This window comes from Algoriphagus pacificus (genome assembly GCF_017254845.1).
Lineage (GTDB): Bacteria > Bacteroidota > Bacteroidia > Cytophagales > Cyclobacteriaceae > Algoriphagus > Algoriphagus pacificus.
The window spans coordinates 508,110-524,708 of sequence record NZ_JAFKCU010000002.1 but is presented as its reverse complement, the minus strand read 5'-3'; the positions used below and the strand labels follow the sequence as shown (position 1 = coordinate 524,708).

Below are 16,599 nucleotides of genomic sequence, written 5' to 3'. Positions count from 1 at the left end.
TTGATGTCTTATTACTCTGACCAACAATTCCAGAATTTAAATTCAGAAAATTTCTTACCAGGTGAATATGAAGCTTGCCACTTTTCGCAGTGCAACTTTTCGGGCATGAATCTCCAAGGTTTCAGCTTTGAGGATTGCTTTTTTACGAATTGTGATTTGAGTAACTGCAAGGTCCCTGGGGTTTCTTTCCGGGGAGTCAACTTTGATTCCTGTAAAATACTGGGGATTCACTTCCAAAGTTGCAACCCTTTCTTGATTGAGTTTTCCTTCAAAAACTGCCAAATGGACTATTGTGGCTTTTACAATCTTCAGGTGAAGAAAACCAATTTCAATTCTTGTCGATTACTGGAAGCTGACTTCACCATGGCTAATCTTACAGGAAGTAGCTTTGCCGGGAGTGAACTCAGCGGTGCTGTCTTTGATCAGACTATGCTCGAAAAAGCCGACTTCAGGGAAGCTCAAAATTATAGAATCGATCCAGAGCTCAACCGCATCAAAGGAGCCCGCTTTGATCTTGACGGACTTCCTGGTTTGCTCGGGAAATATGGAATTAAGATTGGGTAATCTCTGCGTCTCCGAAGTCAAAAGCTTCGGTTTTTTTATTTCTCAGTTTTAAGAAAAAAACCAAGACAATTCACTCCATACTCTTGTGTTCTAATTTACTTTTTGACTACATTATAAACATTAAAATGTTAATAAAATTGACATTTTGAAAAAGGGAACAATAGAGATACTTAGAAATACACCTTCCTTCGGTCGGTGAAATACTGTCTCCGTTCTATTTCGCCGAAGGTTTATCTCGGGAGCGAAGCGACCTTATCTCAGCAAAGCTGTATCTCGGACAACGAAGGAGTCCCTATCTCGTCGACTGCCTGCCAAAGGTAGAAAGGCGTATCTCATCAGGAGCGAAGCGACTCTATTTCGCCAAAAGCGTATTTCAGCGTAGAGAATATTAAAAATATGTTTATCAACTGTCACTCTCACTTCAGCTTTAAGTACGGCACCCTGTCCGTAGATGCGCTCATCGATGAGGCAAAGAGCAGACATTTGGATGCATTTGCCCTCACAGACATCAATTGTACCGCAGGAGTATTTCCTTTCATCCGGGCTGCTCAGCGTATAGGGATTCACCCTGTCATCGGTATTGATTTCCGCAATGGCAGCCGACAGCAATACATAGGATTGGCAAAAAACCAGGAAGGCTTCTTCGAACTCAACAGCCACCTTTCCGATCACTTGGTGTATAAAAAACCATTCGGGAAGCGAGCTCCTGCTTTTGATCATAGCTTTATTATTTATCCCCTACCTGATCGCTTTTTTACCCTGCGGGAAAATGAATACATCGGCGTACACCCCAGTCAACTCAACCGACTGATCTCCTCTCCTTGGTTCCGGTTCAAAGACCGATTGGTCATGTTGCAACCTGCGACTTTCAGTTCCAAGATCGAGTTCAACGCCCATCGCCTCTTGCGAAGCATTGATCTGAACACACTGCTGAGCAAGCTCCCTCAAGATGAACAAGGAGATCCGAGTGATCGCTTCTATAGCTACGCCGATATGGTCGCTCGGGCCGAAGGTCATAGCTACTTGCTGGCCAATGCCCAGAAACTACTGGAACATTGTCAGTTTTCCTTCTACTTTCAAGCAGTCAAAAACAAGCGTGACATATTAGGTTCAGACTGGCAAGACTACGATTTCCTCCGCCAAGAAACCTTCAAAGGAGCACTCTATCGCTACCCCAATCTGACTCCAGAGATTTCCCAACGCATCGAAAAAGAACTCGAGCTCATCCAGCAAAAGGCTTTCACCTCTTACTTCCTGATCAATTACGACATTGTGACCTTTGCCCAGCAACGCAACTTCTACCATGTAGGCCGAGGATCTGGAGCCAATAGTATCGTGGCTTATTGCTTGGGAATCACAGATGTAGATCCAATCGAGTTGGACTTGTATTTTGAGCGATTTATCAACCTGTACCGGGAAAATCCTCCAGACTTTGACATAGACTTTTCATGGAAAGATCGGGATGAGGTCACGGATTATATTTTCAGAAAGTACAATCAAGGCAAACAGGAACATGTCAGTTTATTGGCAGCCTACAGTACCTTTCAATACAACTCCGTCTTCCGTGAACTCGGGAAGGTTTTTGGTCTCCCAAAAAGTGAAATCGAGTCCTTGATTCACTTCTCAGACAAACCTGACTACCAACCGGATCAGTTCGGGAAGTTGATCATGAAATACAGTCAAGTACTCCATGACATGCCTTCCCATCTGACCGTACATGCCTGTGGAATTCTGATTTCCCACAAGCCTATCCACTATTACACCGCTACGGAAATGCCTCCCAAGGGATTCCCTCTTTCGCATGTGGACATGCATGTGGCAGAGGACATCGGACTGCATAAGTTTGACATCCTGAGCCAGCGCGGCCTCGGACATATCAAAAGTGCGATTGAGATCATCTACCAAAACCAAGGGGTGAAAGTGGACATCCGAAAGGTGGAAGAGTTTAAAAAGGATCCCCTGATTCGTGAACATTTGCAGACGGGGCATACCATCGGTGCTTTCTATGTGGAATCTCCCGCCATGCGCATGCTATTGGCTAAGATGAAAGCCAATACTTACCTGGAACTCGTGGCTGCGAGTTCGATTATCCGTCCTGGAGTGGCAAGATCAGGAATGATGCGTGAATACATTTTACGTCATGTGGATAAGGAGCGTCGCAATATCGCCCATCCTGTCCTCGCCGATATCATGCCTGAAACTTATGGCATCATGGTCTATCAGGAGGACGTGATCAAGGTGGCACATTACTTTGCTGGGTTGAGCCTGGGTGAAGCTGATGTACTGCGAAGAGGTATGAGTGGAAAATCCCGGTCAAAAGATGAGTTCCAGCGTGTAAAGGACCGGTTTTTCAGCAATTGCCGGGAGAAAGGTCATCCCGACCAGATCGCTGCCGAAGTCTGGCATCAGATCGAGAGTTTTGCGGGATATTCCTTTGCAAAGGGACATTCCGCTTCTTTTGCGGTGGAAAGCTACCAAAGTCTTTACCTCAAAGCTTATTTTCCACTGGAGTTTATGGTGGGAGTAATCAATAATTTCGGAGGCTTCTACCATACCGAGTTTTACGTACACGAACTCCGAATGAACGAAGCCGATATCCAGGCTCCCCACATCAACGAAAGTGAATACCTGACCCGAATTATTGGAAAAACGGTTTATCTCGGGTTGATCCACCTCAAGTACCTGGAGAAAGCTTCGGTAGAAAAAATCCTAACCGAACGCAGACAAAATGGTCACTTCCTCGGACTTGCGGATTTCTGCGGACGTGTGGAAATCAGCCTGGAACAGTTACTCATTCTCATTCGGATCAATTGCTTCCGGTTCACCGGTAAAACCAAACAGGAACTGCTTTGGGAAGCACATTTCATCCTAAATAAGCGCAAAGCGATTCCCGGCCCCACCGATCTTTTCAAGCAAAATACCGGATTCAATTTTCGTCAGCCTGCAGTACCGCAACTCGAGGAAATTGACATACGACAGGAGATCGTAGACCAGATCGACATTCTGGAATTTCCGCTGGATTCACCATTTCACCTGATCAAAGATCAAAGTATTCGAGGCATTCGTGCTGCCGAACTCAAAAGCTATCTGGGTAAAACCGTGCAGATCGTCGGGTACTTAGTTACCGTCAAATACACCCGAACGGTCAAAGGGGAAGTCATGAATTTTGGCACCTTCATCGATCGGGAAGGGCAATGGATCGATACGGTACATTTCCCTCCCGTGGTCAAAAAATATCCTTTTAAGGGAAGAGCTATTTACTTGATCGAAGGGAAAGTTACCGCCGAATTTGATTTCTATAGCATCGAAGCTACCAGATGTGAACGATTGGAATATTGGAATGCGGAAGGTTAAATATCCCAGCCTATTTTTCTAAAACCTTCAACTTATAATAAATCACCTGATCTTCTTCAGTTCCAAAAAAATCAGGATGTTTCAATGCTAAAATCTCTCCATTTTCAGTCAAGACTGTGGTAAAAATCAACCCTTGAGGAACAGGAATATCATTTTGAAGAAGTTTGAAATCCGAATCAAATACAGCAAGGTAGTTCTTCTTTAACCTTTCCAATTCTCTAGCTCCATCAGCAGTAGATCGATCAAATTGCTTTGCAATTTCTTCAGAGACCCCCTTGTGATAAATCACCAAAACCTGCTCAGAGGTTCTATAAATTTCTAGAATTGAACCTGGAAAATCATACGCTGTCAAATCATTATAATCGTCAACCTTTTCAAATGGAACACCTTTTTCTCTGATCGCATCAGAAACATCTAAACTCAACTCTTTTTGAAACACCACCTCGTTTCCTTTTTCCTGATAAACCCAGAATTTCAACTCATTCTTGAAATAAAGAAGCCATTCAGTCCCATATCTACTGACTGTCGGAAACATCCAAAAATGAAAATTTCCATCCTTATAAATTGAACCATCAGGAAAAGACATGGTCAACCGGGAAGAATTAGAAGTTGTATCAATTACTTCTAAAATGGGAGAGTTATAAATCTTTTCAAACATCCCTCCCATTCCTCCATCCCAATCCATTTCTCCCTTTTCAGGTCTCAAAAAAGCAAGCTCTTTCCCAATTGAAAACAATGGATCTCCTTTGAGCCCATTGATGTAGAAATAGGTAGACTCAGGTTTATATTTCCAAGTTCTTTTACCTTCTAAATCATACCCATAGAACGCATCATGTCCAGCAAAAAACTGAATTTCACCATCTTTAAGCCCTATTGGGTTTATCCAGCCTGGTATAGCTTCTGGCCCGTCCGAAGGAAAAATAAAAGTCGATGTTATCGCTCCATTATCATCCAAAATCAGCGCTTCATTATTCTCATTTCCCCAAGCGAGATAAGATTTACTCAGGGTATCATAATCGAGTATCCGCAATTTTCCCAAATAATCAATCTGAAGCGAATCGGTGATTTCAACCTGAAAATCCTGTTTAAAACCTACTGAAGAATCCTTTTTCGAGCAGCTAAACACTACCACCAAAAGGAGTAAAAATAAAAAGTAAAATTGCCTCATACCTTGTATCGAAAATGAACCCCAAGATAAAAGCAAGTACAACTACCCAAATGTTAAAACAACTTAGTTCCTGTTAAAATTTATTTTCTACAGGCCATCACAATTTGATTTCTGTACACTTGATCATAAGCCATGATATCGAAAAAATCTTTGAGATAGGATCGCACCATTTTCACATCCACTTTCTCCATAATCGGCTCATGTGCATCAATTATGGACCATATTTCATCTTCTTTTTCTAAAAATTCTTGTCTGATCGACTCCATCAAGGCTTCATCCCGACAGTAGCCTCGGTATAGTCGTTGTGTCACATGTTCAATATCCACCAAGTCACTTACCTGAGAATACGGCGGATTGACCATCCCTGTCATATCAAAATCATAAGCCAAAGGAACCACAGTTTTTTCATCCAATTGTAGAATCTTCATGTTATGCTGAAACATGCTAGACCAATCTGTATTTCCGATCATCAACTGAAAAAAATCATGTCTGACGGCAGCTGAATCTTCCAACACGGTCCCCAAAATCTTTTTCCCGTCTAATATGTTGCCTTCAAATCGATCGGCCACATCATCATCATCCTCAATCAAAAACCCGGTAAGCTCCATAGGTTCTCCCTTTCTATCATCTTCATTTTCAAAAGTAATCTTGACCATCCTGGTCTGAAAAGTATAAGGAGTAATTGGTTCAAAAAGCTTGTAACACAAATACTCTTTCATAATGTACCCATCCGCTGCTTTTCCTTTTTGGCAGGGCAAAACCAACTTCAAACTCTTATACCCATCAAAAGGAGTGTCAGCAGCTTTTTTCTTCTTTATTTTAACGCGTAGAGGTGGATAATAACAATTTTGAAGTCGGAAGTTTCCTCTTACCCTAAGGTCAATATCCAAGGAATCCCAACTCCCCGTTTCCTGATTTTTATATTGCAAAAAGCTATCAACATAGGTCGAATCGTTTGATTCCTCCCGAATATCTTTGACAGAAAATTTCATTTTGATCTCCAATGGTTCCTGATTTTCAAAGAGATCAGGAAAAGCCTGGCCATAGAGGCTTCCATTCAGCAAAAAAAACACTAGACCTACTCCTAAACTAAAGAATACACGCTTCATAGCAAATCATTTTGGTTGATGTAAAAAAACTTAAATACACTTCCCTCTACCTATTTCTCCCACTCAAACATGTCCAATTTGACATCATCTATCCCATCCTGATCAAATGGATTCTCCAATTGCTCTTGCACATTGAAAAGGGAAATAAGAATAAATGTAGATATCAAAGCGAGGGTATATAAAATCCATGGGTCACTTTTGGAACCTCCATCCAACAGTCTAAAATATACTGAAGGCACATAGATGACCGGATATAAATAGATAAAAAGGAGGCAATATGCTCGAATGGAAGCTGGAGTACGATGCTCTTTGATCGCTGCAGTATTTTCTATCCCCAAATACACATCCCGCATAAATCCTTGGATTTTCAGAGATGCATTAAATTTCATAGACATTGAGCGTTCTCTGATATAATCACTGATTTTGCCTGCTTCCTCTCTGACAGTTTCAAGCGATGTCGGTGCCGGTCCTAAATACTCAAGTAGGTGCTTGGAAATATTTAGAATATTCAAACGTAGCTTTGCTTTATCTTCTGCACTTATTTTAGCTTGACTCTGAAGACAAGCATCTACAGTGATAAGTCCAGATTTGAATTTTGCAAGATGCTCAATTGCTTTTTCTCTTCTTCGGAAAGCCCCTCTAATAGTAAAAACCAAAGGGAAAATGATGGCAATACTGATCATAGTCAGATCAAAATTATACTGGAAATTTTTGATCAGAGTAAAATGAGTTGTCAAGCCCGTAATGACCAATGCCACTAGCGTCCGCCAATTGATGATGACAAGATACTTCTCCATGCTAAAAATCTGAAAAGGTTGGATGATGTCTATCCCAGAAAATTCAATTAATACAAATTCAATTTATGATTTTTCTAAGTATTTCAGGCAATAATTTGAACAACAATGATTTACATCTCTAAAATATAGGATTTTTTTTATTCATTTTCCATCAAAAAAATATTCTTAAACTCTACTTCTGCCCCTTCGGCCTGCAAGGCAATTTGCCCTTCTTGGGCTGTCGCACCATATCCATCATTCACAAGATCTCCGTTAAGCCAAACAGTGATTTTATCGTCTTGACAGGTTATTTTAATATGATTCCACTCTCCTAATGGCTTTTCAGAATCATCTGTCAGGTTTCTAACTCTTCTTTCTTTTCCCTCAGAAACACCCCAGTCGGCTTTTGGCCCTCTTCGGCTTTCCATGTCATCAACTTGAATATCCTGTTGGATACACCAAAAATCTCCGGCGTTGCTATGCATCAACTGAACTTCAATAGACTTTGGAAACATGTCGTAAAGTGCCCGAGGTTCGGAGGCATGAACTAAAATTCCACAGTTGCCAGGCTCACCAGCAAACCGATAATCAAGCTCTAATGTGTAGTTTTTGTATTCTTTATCAGTAATTAAATGCCCTTCTGGCGTCCCCAAACTCACCAACAAGCCATCTCTGATTATGAAAGGAATCCGAAGACTGCTATCCGCCTCTAAATCCGGAACATCCATGTGCCAACCAGCCAGACTTTCACCGTCAAACAAACTGATTGGCTCTTTTGGATTGCTCTCTTCCTCTATTATTACCTCAGAATCACCTGTTTTTTGGGTACAACTTGATACTACCATGGCTAAAATGAAAAGTATCTTAACCGATTTGATGAAGTGATTCATGAGTTTAGAAGTTTTATTTTCCTATGATATTAAATACAAATGCGCGGTATTTCAACAAGCCAACGAAAATTGCCCCACCAAAAGCATTTCCCAACAAAGCCAAACTTTGAAAAGAGACATAGTCAAGGAAAGTGATATCTGCTGACTTAATCATCCCGGAAAATACCTCCACGCTACCGATGATACTATGATGCAATCCTGTAAATGCCATAACACTTGTGATTAAAAAAATCATCACGATTCTACTGATTGTGTCTCGAGCGGAGGCAAGCAGCCAAGATAGCAATCCCATCAGCCAACCTGCCACGATTGCGCTCACAAAAATCACATGTGGTGCAGCCTTTAAAACATGATCCGCAATAGTAATAACAACCTCACTATTAAAAATTCCCAGTCGAGGGCCCAACCAGTTTAATAGCAATGCGATCATATAACCTCCAATCAGGTTGCCACAAATAACCAATCCCCAAAGCCTCAACATTGATCCAATAGTCCTTTTGTTATTCAGGACGGGTAAAGTCAGCAAGGCGGTTTGCTCCGTAAAGAGGATACTTTGCCCCATTACAACCAAGATAAACCCCAATGGATAAACCAAAGCGATCATTTTAAAAATGGAGGATTCTTCCATTTTCCCTTCCAGAAAATAAAAAACGGAACAAATCATCAGGAAACTGAAACCTATTTCCAGTCCGGCTGTCATGGAACTTGCCAAGATACTGCTTGGGCTTTTCTCATAGGTTTCTTGAGCATCCGTGATCTGATCACGCAAGATCTCCCCATGGGTCTTCGGAGCATCTTTACCAGTCCTTTTTGTAGTCTGGATTTCTTTATCGATAGCCTTTTGTTTCTTCTTTTCTTCGGCAGCTATTATTTTCTCTTCTTCGCTCATTATCAATTCTTTAAATCTAAAAGAAACTCGGGTTTACTTACTAAGACTCTTTTCAAGCAGGATTTCTCGCCTCCCAAATCCTCATAAATAGCATGTGCGCCATTCTCCGAGCATGTTCTTTGGCATAATTGGCGATCTCTCCTTCAAAATACCGATCAATCGTGCTAAACCATAGCTGAAGCCAGTGACCAAAATGCTCTTGTTCGATGCTATGGTCAACAGCTTTATCTACTTCCCGATGAACTTTTGTAGGGTTAAACTTGCCAGCTCCAGGACCTGTTTGTAATAAAATCATTTCCCAAAAATCTGACAAATGGGTCAGGTGATGTTCCCAATCTTTGACTACACCATTAAAAATTGGGCCCAAAATTTCATGTAGCCGAACTTGGTCATAAAATCTCCGAACCAAAAAATCTACTTCTTTCCTACTTCGAATGTCAATTTTATCCATTCTATTGATTTAAAATAGGTTCCAAAACTTCAAGCTTACCGTCCAAGAATTCAGGGGCAGGCAAACCCAAAATTTTACAGATCAAGGGATAGATATGGATATTTTCGAAGGATTCAATTTTCAAACCTGATCTAATCTGAGGACCGTTGGCATAAAATATCCCGTGCATTTCAGCATATTCCTGACTATATCCATGAGTCCCTCTCACAGCTGCATTGTCTATCCGCATCCTGCGAGCAATGACTTCTCTGTCTGCTTCCTTATCGATTAAATAATAATCCAGATCGGCCAATATAATGATGTCTCCAATCCTTTCACCATAAAGTGACACATCCTGATAATATTCTCCTTCCAAAGGATCAATTACTTTATAACCTACAGCTTTGCCCTTCATTTGTGCAATAGCCTTCATTTTATCCTTTGGATCATCCAGATAAATATGTCCCAAAGCACCACTATTCACGATTCTCCCAGAAACTCCCTCAGTTATTAAATCCAAAGGAACATATTTTTCAATGCCGACATTGGCCATACCATGATCCGAAACGATAAAGATATTCACATCCAAGTCCAGACTTTTTACACCTTCAAATAAGGCTCCCAACTCTCGGTCAAGTTGCGTCAGACGCTTCGAAAGCTCCTCATCTTGGTTTGGTCCAAAGCGATGTCCCACATCATCCATGTCAGAAAAATACATAGTGATCATATGCGGCCTTTCCTCTTCGGGTAATTGAAGCCAGTCAAATACTTGACTGACTCTGGTCAGGTTTTTTATCCTGCCATCATATTCAAAATAATAACTTGGCCTCACGCCTTGAACATCAGCCTCAGATCCGACATAGAAAAAGCTCGCTGCCTTCATCCCGTTTTGCTCTGCCAAAACCCACAAAGGTGTCCCTCCATACCAAGTGCCATCGGTTATAACTTCTCTTTTGTTGATTTTGTAATCTGTGTCTCTTTTGGGATTATAAAAGGAATTATCCACGATGCCATGATGCTCAGGCTTCAATCCTGTTGCTATGGTATAATGGTTTGGGAAAGTCTTTGTCGGAAAAGATGGAATTAAAGAGGTTGCAGCTGTCCCGCCAGCGATAAACCGTGATAAATTTTCTGGTTGAAAACGAGTTACGTAATCATATCTGAATCCATCCAAGGAAATCAGAATCACATAGGGTTCTTTTTTGTCCTGAGAAAAAGTAACACCACAGGTGAGAAACGATAATAAAAAAACGATAATCCTGATTTTCATACTTCTGATTTTAGATGACAAAACACCAATTGACTTGGAGTAAAATTTGGAAATGGTTTTTGTAGTCTAGTTTTCCTTTTTAAAATAATTCTGATCTTCAAACCACTCTTTTAGCCTTTCTGGCCAATGATTGATTGACACAAATTTACTTCGATCTCCCATATTAAACGCATGCTCATCCTTCGAAAACAAATGTAATTCTACATCAGCCCCAGCTTCTCTGTAGGCAATCATAGTTTGGATAATGGTGCCTGAGCAACATTCATCTTGATTGGCAGCTACCAAAAATGCCGGAGGAGCATCTTTTGAAACTTTCTCAGGTGTAGCCAATGGCCCCGGATAGACTTGCACGATAAAGTTGGGCTGCGCAGGAAATTTTTCAATTGGGTCAATGGAAGTAGGATCACCAGGATTTTCATCAAAAGCCACATAATTCACCACCTCTCCACCTGCTGAAAAGCCCATAACACCTACTCGATCCGGGTCAATTTTCCATTCCGAAGCCTTCGACCGAACAAATCTCATGGCTCTAATCACATCTTGTTTGGGTTGTGCATCAGTGTAAGGAGAATCTTCTTGCCTGAATAATCTGTATTTCAAAACCCCAACGGTTATCCCGAGGGAGTTCAAAAATGCAGCAGCTTTGACACCTTCTGAATTATACACCAAGTTCCGAAATCCGCCTCCTGGACAAACCAATACAAATGTTCCGTTGGGGTTTTCGGGAGTGAACAGCGTAACACTCGGATTATGTATATCTCTTACCCACCAATCTTGAGCTGATTCAGGGATATCCTTGAGATTTTCAAATCCCGGAGCCCCGTTTTCCCATAAGTTATAGCGAACAGGATTTGTTTGGGCTGCTGCCCATCCAAAAAGAAATAAAAAGAAAGGGAATAAATAACATGTTTTCATAGCTGCTTTAGGCATAAATGGGTGAGAAAACTCAGTCTGGATTTCAATGGATCAAACTACCTATTTTCTAGCTAAGTACTGATCTTTTTCGGGTAGTTCTCCACAAAATCGGGAAAATTTTCCCGCAGGAATTCCTAAAAAACGGCCAAGATAAGCTCCATTCGCACTGGTATGTGAATTGAACTTGAAGATTTCATCAAACAAAAAAACTATGAAAACGACCAACAAAATTCTTTATACAATTATGATAGCTTCTGCTTCGCTAGGAGCTGTAAGTTGTAAATCAAGTAACGCTGTAAAAGGTGGTGCCATCGGTGGTGCTGCGGGCGGTGTACTAGGTGGAGTAATTGCAGGTAAAGATAATACCGCAACTGGTGTACTAATCGGGTCTGCAATCGGTGGTACTGCAGGTGCTATTATCGGGCACCAAATGGACAAAGCTGCTGAAGAATTAAGAAGAGACCTTGAAGGTGCTACTGTAGAACGTGTCGGTGAGGGTATTAAAATCACCTTTGATTCCGGTCTCATGTTCGCAGTAGATCAGTCAAATCTGAATGCCAACTCCAGAGAAAATCTTACAGAACTTTCTGAGACGCTGAAGAAATACGAAGACACCAATATTTTGGTGGAAGGTCATACCGATGCAACAGGTTCTGACGAATACAATTTGGATCTTTCGAAGAGAAGAGCTTATTCGGTAGAAGATTATCTGACAGATTTGGGTATTGCTAAATCCAGATTGGAAACAACTGCATATGGTGAATCCCAACCTGTAGCTACCAATGAAACAGAAGCTGGTAGACAACAAAACAGACGGGTTGAAGTAGCAATTTATGCAAATAAAAAGATGCAAAGAATGGCTGAACGAGGTGAGTTGGGACAGGATTAAACCGCCCAATAAGCCCTATTTATAGATCCGAAAGGCGACCGATTTGGTCGCCTTTCTCTTTTATTGATTACTGGATTTGGCAAGTTGCTCTTGATAATAGTTCATTCGCTCTTCATTGCCCAGCGCTTTGTTCAGCAAAAACAGATTCCCCAAAACTCCCCTACTGGATCCATATTGAAGGGATTTTTCAAAGGCCTCAATTGCTTCTTTTTCTTTTCGCTGCATAATCAAAACGGTCCCAAGATTGGTATAGGCTGTGAACATATTTTCCGGTCCGGCAAGAATAGCTTCCCTGAAATATCGCTCAGCATTAGAGTAGTTTTTATCCTTAATGAAAGCAATTGTTCCCAAATTGGTCAAGACTACAGAATTATTAGGATCAACTTCATTTGCCTTTAAGAACCTAGATTTCGCTGCCAAAGTATCCCCTGTTTCCAAAAGTGATTTGGCATAGGCGGCAAAGTAAGAAGGGTACTTTTCTGCACCTCCAAACTCCTCAAAGTCCTTCTCTATTTTAGCATAATTCAATACCGCAGTTGAGAATTCATTTTTTTGGAAGGCATCATTTCCATCTCTCATGGTATATAAAAATGCCGTTTCTTCCACTGAGAACTCATCATCCTCTGACTGATAGCTAGCAGCTTTTTCCAGGTCTCCAATTTCCGTGTAGAGATAGGCCAGATTTCTATCAATTTCGGGATCTTCTTTTTCTTCAATTGCTTTTTCAAAGACAGCTATGGCATTGGTGTTTTCATTCAGCCTCAAATATGCTAAGCCGAGATTTTTATAGGTTGCGTACAAATCGGGCTTTTCAGTCTTGAGGCTTTCCAGATAAAGTCTTTTAGCCTTTTCAAAATCACCCTTATTATAAGAGATTGCAGCGAGTTTGAATTTCGCAAAATGAGAATTTGGTCTTTTCTGAATACTTTCTTCCAGAACCGTTTCTGCCCTAGCCGTATCTCCCACTCCAAGTAGAACTTCCGCCTGAGCATCTAAATATTGGGAAACAGAAACTTCATCTCCAAGGATCTCAAAAGCTCGATCGAACTCAGAAACGGATTTGGCAAAAAAGATTTTTGCTGAATCCAGATTCTCTTTTTTCAATCTGGCAGCCTCAAGTCTTAATTCCTCAGCATACATGGCATGAGTTCTCCAGCTTTTAGGTGCTGTTTGGATACCAGACTCAGAAAGTGTCAATGCATTTTTCCAGACTTTGGCACGATCCACAGTCTTCCAAGAAAAGGCCAAAAGAACAGGTAAAAGCACTAAAACCATCAATAGCTCGGACTTTTGAACTTTGAATCGATCTACGAAGAAATAGAGCCCATAAACCACTAAAAGGCAGAAAGCGATAGAAGGAATAAACATAAATCGCTCTCCGAGATTTGATCCGATGGTCAAGGAAGTTGTAAGGTTGGCGAAAATCGAAAAAGTGGACAGGTAAAACAGGATACCGAAACTGAAAAGCGTTCTTGATTTAAATCCTTTGACAGCAAAGAATATCAATCCTGCAAAAACCAATAGACTTAACCATACAATCGGGTTTTTGAAGGTCTGAACATCTATTTGACTGAAGGAATAATCCCAAGAAAGCGGATGAGGAAACAGTAATAATTTCAGGTATTCTAAGTAGATAAAAAGATTCGTAGCCAATCGATCTCCACTTGAAAGACCGTAAAGAACAGAGTTGATTTTTGAATCGTAAGTGGTAGAAGCGCTGTCAAGAATCACAGCTCTGCAAATCATGTAAATGATTGCTGGGACCAAAAAGGGAATGGTTGCTTTTGCCCCTTCCAAAAAGCTTTTATTCTGAAAGAAGTAAGCAATCAGAAATACAATGGCAATCAGAGTGATCGTCTCTTCTTTTGAAATCAAGGAGATGAAAAAAAGTACGCCAATCAGGGTTTGTTTAGGAAGGGTGATGTTTTTTTCCTGTTTAACCCAAAATAAAATTGCAGAAAATGCAAAAACCGAAGCCAGCAAAGTATCTCTGCTTTTTACCGATGCAACTACCTCTGTATGAATTGGATGAAAAGCGTATAGGGCAAGAATTCCCAAAGGAATTACGAGCGGAAGGGCTTTCTTTTGGAACAAATCCACCAACAAAAATCCCAAAATCAATAGAAGGCAGAAGTATAGAAAGATATTCAACACGTGCCCATTTGTCGCGTTGAACTCACCGAAAATCTGATATTCCAGTGCAAAAGTCAATAAGGTAAAGGGGCGGTAAATACTGGTATTCACCGGATTGATGGAAATGAAATTCATGGACCCGTACTTAAAAAGCTCTGTCCATTCTGCCATTCCTTTTTGGGTTACTCGATTGAAATAGGCATAAATCCCATCGTCTCCGGTATAGCCGTAATCATATGTATGTAGGTATAGTCCAGCTCCAAACAAAGCAATTAAGACTATCCAAAAAATCTGATTTTGTTTCATGGCTTAAAGTATTGCAAGGGAAAAATAAGGATATTATTAGAATTGGGGAAGTCAAGAATTCCCAATCCCATTAATACATCAAACAACTGCTTTCCTCATCAGCCAATCTGTCTGAATTTCATCGCCAAAAGGAAATGGATGCGAACCGAATTTTTCTAAACCATTCTTCTCGTAAAATCTGATTGCACGGGCATTGTGCTCCCAAACACCCAACCAGACATAGTCAAGTCCATTTTCTTTGGCAAAACTGAAAGCCTTGTCTAATAATTTTTTCCCAAGCCCAATTCCAAGATATGCCTCCAAAACATAAAGCCTGGCGATTTCCAGGCTCTTGGGATCATGAATATCGGTTTGTTTCGGCACTAGATTTACTTTGGTATAGCCAATGATTTTTCCAGATAATTTGGCAACAAAAAAAGTAGAGGCTTCATTTTCAAATTCGTTTTGGAATTGCTCCAAAGTAAATGCCTCGTTCATATATGCATTTACATTCTCCGGTTTGTTTCCTTCGGTAAAAGCCTCTAAAAACGATTTTCTAGCCATCTGAACAAGCTCTGGAAGCTGCTCTCTTTCGATTTTTACTAGTTCTACTTCTTTCAATTCCTTAATTCTTATTTAGGATTTTGAGTGCCTGATCCACTTGATTATTGGGAAATTCCCCGAGTATGGCTCTGTATTCTCCGCTGGGATGAATAACCACAAAGCTGCGACAAGGATAAGGAAATTTAAAAAACTCTTTTTCAAAAACTCCATCCGGATCGGGCAACCAAGTGATGATCCCTTGATATTTTTCCAAGCCATGGGAATTTTTAAAAATGTAGGCAGGTTCGGCGGCATTTCTCTTTGCTGCTGTCTTTAAAAAGTAATCATGGGTTTTCTGAAAGTAGCTGCGATCATTAGCATTGTTACCTGTCGAATTGCATTCGTCTTTGCCGGGATAGAAAATCACCATCAATGATTTTTCTGCTTCCAAATCTGGAAGTTTTCCCAATTTTTCATAGAAAACCTCTGGATCAACTTTTCCAAACGGCATCCGATATATCAACATCATCACCTCCGGATCTTCACTGGGCACACCAAAATAAGGTCCGTTCAAAATCTTGTTCTGGAACTCATCCTTGGAAACAGATTTCCCCATTTCGTCGCGATACTTAGTTTGCGAGAAAACCGAAAAACTTACCAAAAACAAACAGATTCCTAGGAAACCTTTCATATCATTTATTTAGCTCGAAAAAACAAACCATCAAGAAAGTTATGATCTACCATATCTCAAATTGAGAAATTATCTTTTTTCGGGAATTTAAAAATACAAGCACTGCCATCTCTTGCCAAACCAGTAAATTGAAGTACTTATTGAAATATTAACTAATTGAAATCCAAAAATTATAGGATATGGAAAAGATAAAAGCAAAACTCTTAACACTAATGCTAGTCTTCGGACTGGGGTTTTATTCCAGCTCGCTTTTTCAAACCCCAAATAAAGCCGAAGCAAATTCTCAAGATTTAAATGATGGCCAAAGGCAAGAAGAAATTAAACTTGGGGCGTTCTCAATTAGTTTAAGCGTCCAAAACCTGGAAATATCTAAAGCTTTTTATGAAAATCTGGGATTTTCTGTTTTAGGTGGAGGAATGGATCAAAATTATTTGATCATGAAGAACAAAAATAGCTTGATTGGTCTTTTTCAAGGAATGTTTGAAGGCAATATCCTGACTTTTAATCCCGGTTGGGATGAAAACGGAAAGAATATTGCCGACTTTTTAGACATCAGAGAAATACAAAAACATTTGAAAAACAAAAACATCACATTGACTTCGGAAGCAGACGAAAACTCAAGTGGTCCTGCCAGTCTTTTATTGAGAGATCCAGATAATAATTTAATTTTAATTGATCAGCATCGATGAATTT

General features: G+C 40.4%; 15 protein-coding genes and 1 pseudogene. 5 read left to right on the top strand and 11 right to left on the bottom strand.

The annotated features are described in order from the left end of the window. Nucleotides 1-3 precede the first annotated feature (3 nt). The 3 genes and pseudogenes from J0A69_RS22825 to J0A69_RS09000 all read left to right on the top strand — a co-directional run. Nucleotides 4-234: pseudogene (locus J0A69_RS22825) on the top strand (pentapeptide repeat-containing protein); the annotation flags it as partial. Between the two features lie 48 nt (nt 235-282). Next, nucleotides 283-564 (top strand): pentapeptide repeat-containing protein, encoded by a 282-nt coding sequence (locus J0A69_RS22820; RefSeq protein ID WP_449500906.1) that lies wholly within the window; start codon nt 283-285, stop codon nt 562-564. A 396-nt stretch (nt 565-960) separates the two neighbouring features. After that, nucleotides 961-3,918 carry a DNA polymerase III subunit alpha gene (locus J0A69_RS09000; RefSeq protein WP_206586226.1) on the top strand — a complete coding sequence of 986 codons (2,958 nt, stop codon included), beginning with the start codon at nt 961-963 and terminating at the stop codon, nt 3,916-3,918. A 10-nt stretch (nt 3,919-3,928) separates the two neighbouring features. Here the strand turns inward: J0A69_RS09000 and J0A69_RS08995 are convergent, their stop codons facing one another. The 8 genes from J0A69_RS08995 to J0A69_RS08960 all read right to left on the bottom strand — a co-directional run bounded on the left by J0A69_RS08995 (nt 3,929) and on the right by J0A69_RS08960 (nt 11,365). Next, entirely contained in the window at nt 3,929-5,086 is a 1,158-nt protein-coding gene (locus tag J0A69_RS08995) for a hypothetical protein (protein WP_206586225.1), read from the bottom strand. Between the two features lie 80 nt (nt 5,087-5,166). Further along, nucleotides 5,167-6,195, bottom strand: coding sequence for a hypothetical protein (locus J0A69_RS08990; RefSeq protein ID WP_206586224.1), 1,029 nt, complete (start codon nt 6,193-6,195; stop codon nt 5,167-5,169). A 50-nt stretch (nt 6,196-6,245) separates the two neighbouring features. Beyond that, nucleotides 6,246-6,992 (bottom strand): hypothetical protein, encoded by a 747-nt coding sequence (locus tag J0A69_RS08985; RefSeq protein WP_206586223.1) that lies wholly within the window; start codon nt 6,990-6,992, stop codon nt 6,246-6,248. 137 nt (nt 6,993-7,129) lie between these two features. Continuing rightward, nucleotides 7,130-7,861, bottom strand: coding sequence for a 3-keto-disaccharide hydrolase (locus J0A69_RS08980; protein WP_206586222.1), 732 nt, complete (start codon nt 7,859-7,861; stop codon nt 7,130-7,132). A gap of 13 nt (nt 7,862-7,874) precedes the next feature. Then, nucleotides 7,875-8,750 (bottom strand): formate/nitrite transporter family protein, encoded by an 876-nt coding sequence (locus tag J0A69_RS08975; RefSeq protein ID WP_206586221.1) that lies wholly within the window; start codon nt 8,748-8,750, stop codon nt 7,875-7,877. 52 nt (nt 8,751-8,802) lie between these two features. After that, entirely contained in the window at nt 8,803-9,201 is a 399-nt protein-coding gene (locus J0A69_RS08970; RefSeq protein WP_206586220.1) for a group III truncated hemoglobin, read from the bottom strand. A 1-nt stretch (nt 9,202) separates the two neighbouring features. Then, complete coding sequence (locus tag J0A69_RS08965; RefSeq protein ID WP_206586219.1) at nt 9,203-10,450, bottom strand: alkaline phosphatase family protein; 1,248 nt, start codon at nt 10,448-10,450, stop codon at nt 9,203-9,205. A gap of 66 nt (nt 10,451-10,516) precedes the next feature. After that, nucleotides 10,517-11,365, bottom strand: a complete 849-nt coding sequence (locus J0A69_RS08960) for an alpha/beta hydrolase (RefSeq protein WP_206586218.1) — start codon at nt 11,363-11,365, stop codon at nt 10,517-10,519. Between the two features lie 211 nt (nt 11,366-11,576). On the opposite strand from J0A69_RS08960, the gene J0A69_RS08955 reads away from it, so the two are divergent. Further along, nucleotides 11,577-12,254: an OmpA family protein gene (locus tag J0A69_RS08955; protein WP_206586217.1), complete on the top strand. Its 678-nt coding sequence runs from the start codon at nt 11,577-11,579 to the stop codon at nt 12,252-12,254. Between the two features lie 60 nt (nt 12,255-12,314). On the opposite strand, the gene J0A69_RS08950 is transcribed toward J0A69_RS08955, so the two are convergent. The 3 genes from J0A69_RS08950 to J0A69_RS08940 form a co-directional block, all read right to left on the bottom strand. Further along, nucleotides 12,315-14,693, bottom strand: coding sequence for a tetratricopeptide repeat protein (locus J0A69_RS08950; RefSeq protein WP_206586216.1), 2,379 nt, complete (start codon nt 14,691-14,693; stop codon nt 12,315-12,317). Between the two features lie 78 nt (nt 14,694-14,771). Further along, nucleotides 14,772-15,293, bottom strand: a complete 522-nt coding sequence (locus J0A69_RS08945) for a GNAT family N-acetyltransferase (RefSeq protein ID WP_206586215.1) — start codon at nt 15,291-15,293, stop codon at nt 14,772-14,774. A gap of 4 nt (nt 15,294-15,297) precedes the next feature. Beyond that, nucleotides 15,298-15,906, bottom strand: a complete 609-nt coding sequence (locus J0A69_RS08940; RefSeq protein WP_206586214.1) for a hypothetical protein — start codon at nt 15,904-15,906, stop codon at nt 15,298-15,300. A 179-nt stretch (nt 15,907-16,085) separates the two neighbouring features. Between J0A69_RS08940 and J0A69_RS22715 the strand changes: the two genes are divergently transcribed. Beyond that, a complete protein-coding gene (locus J0A69_RS22715) occupies nt 16,086-16,595 on the top strand; it encodes a VOC family protein (RefSeq protein ID WP_317194856.1) in 510 nt (169 codons plus the stop codon). The last annotated feature ends 4 nt before the right edge of the window (nt 16,596-16,599 follow it).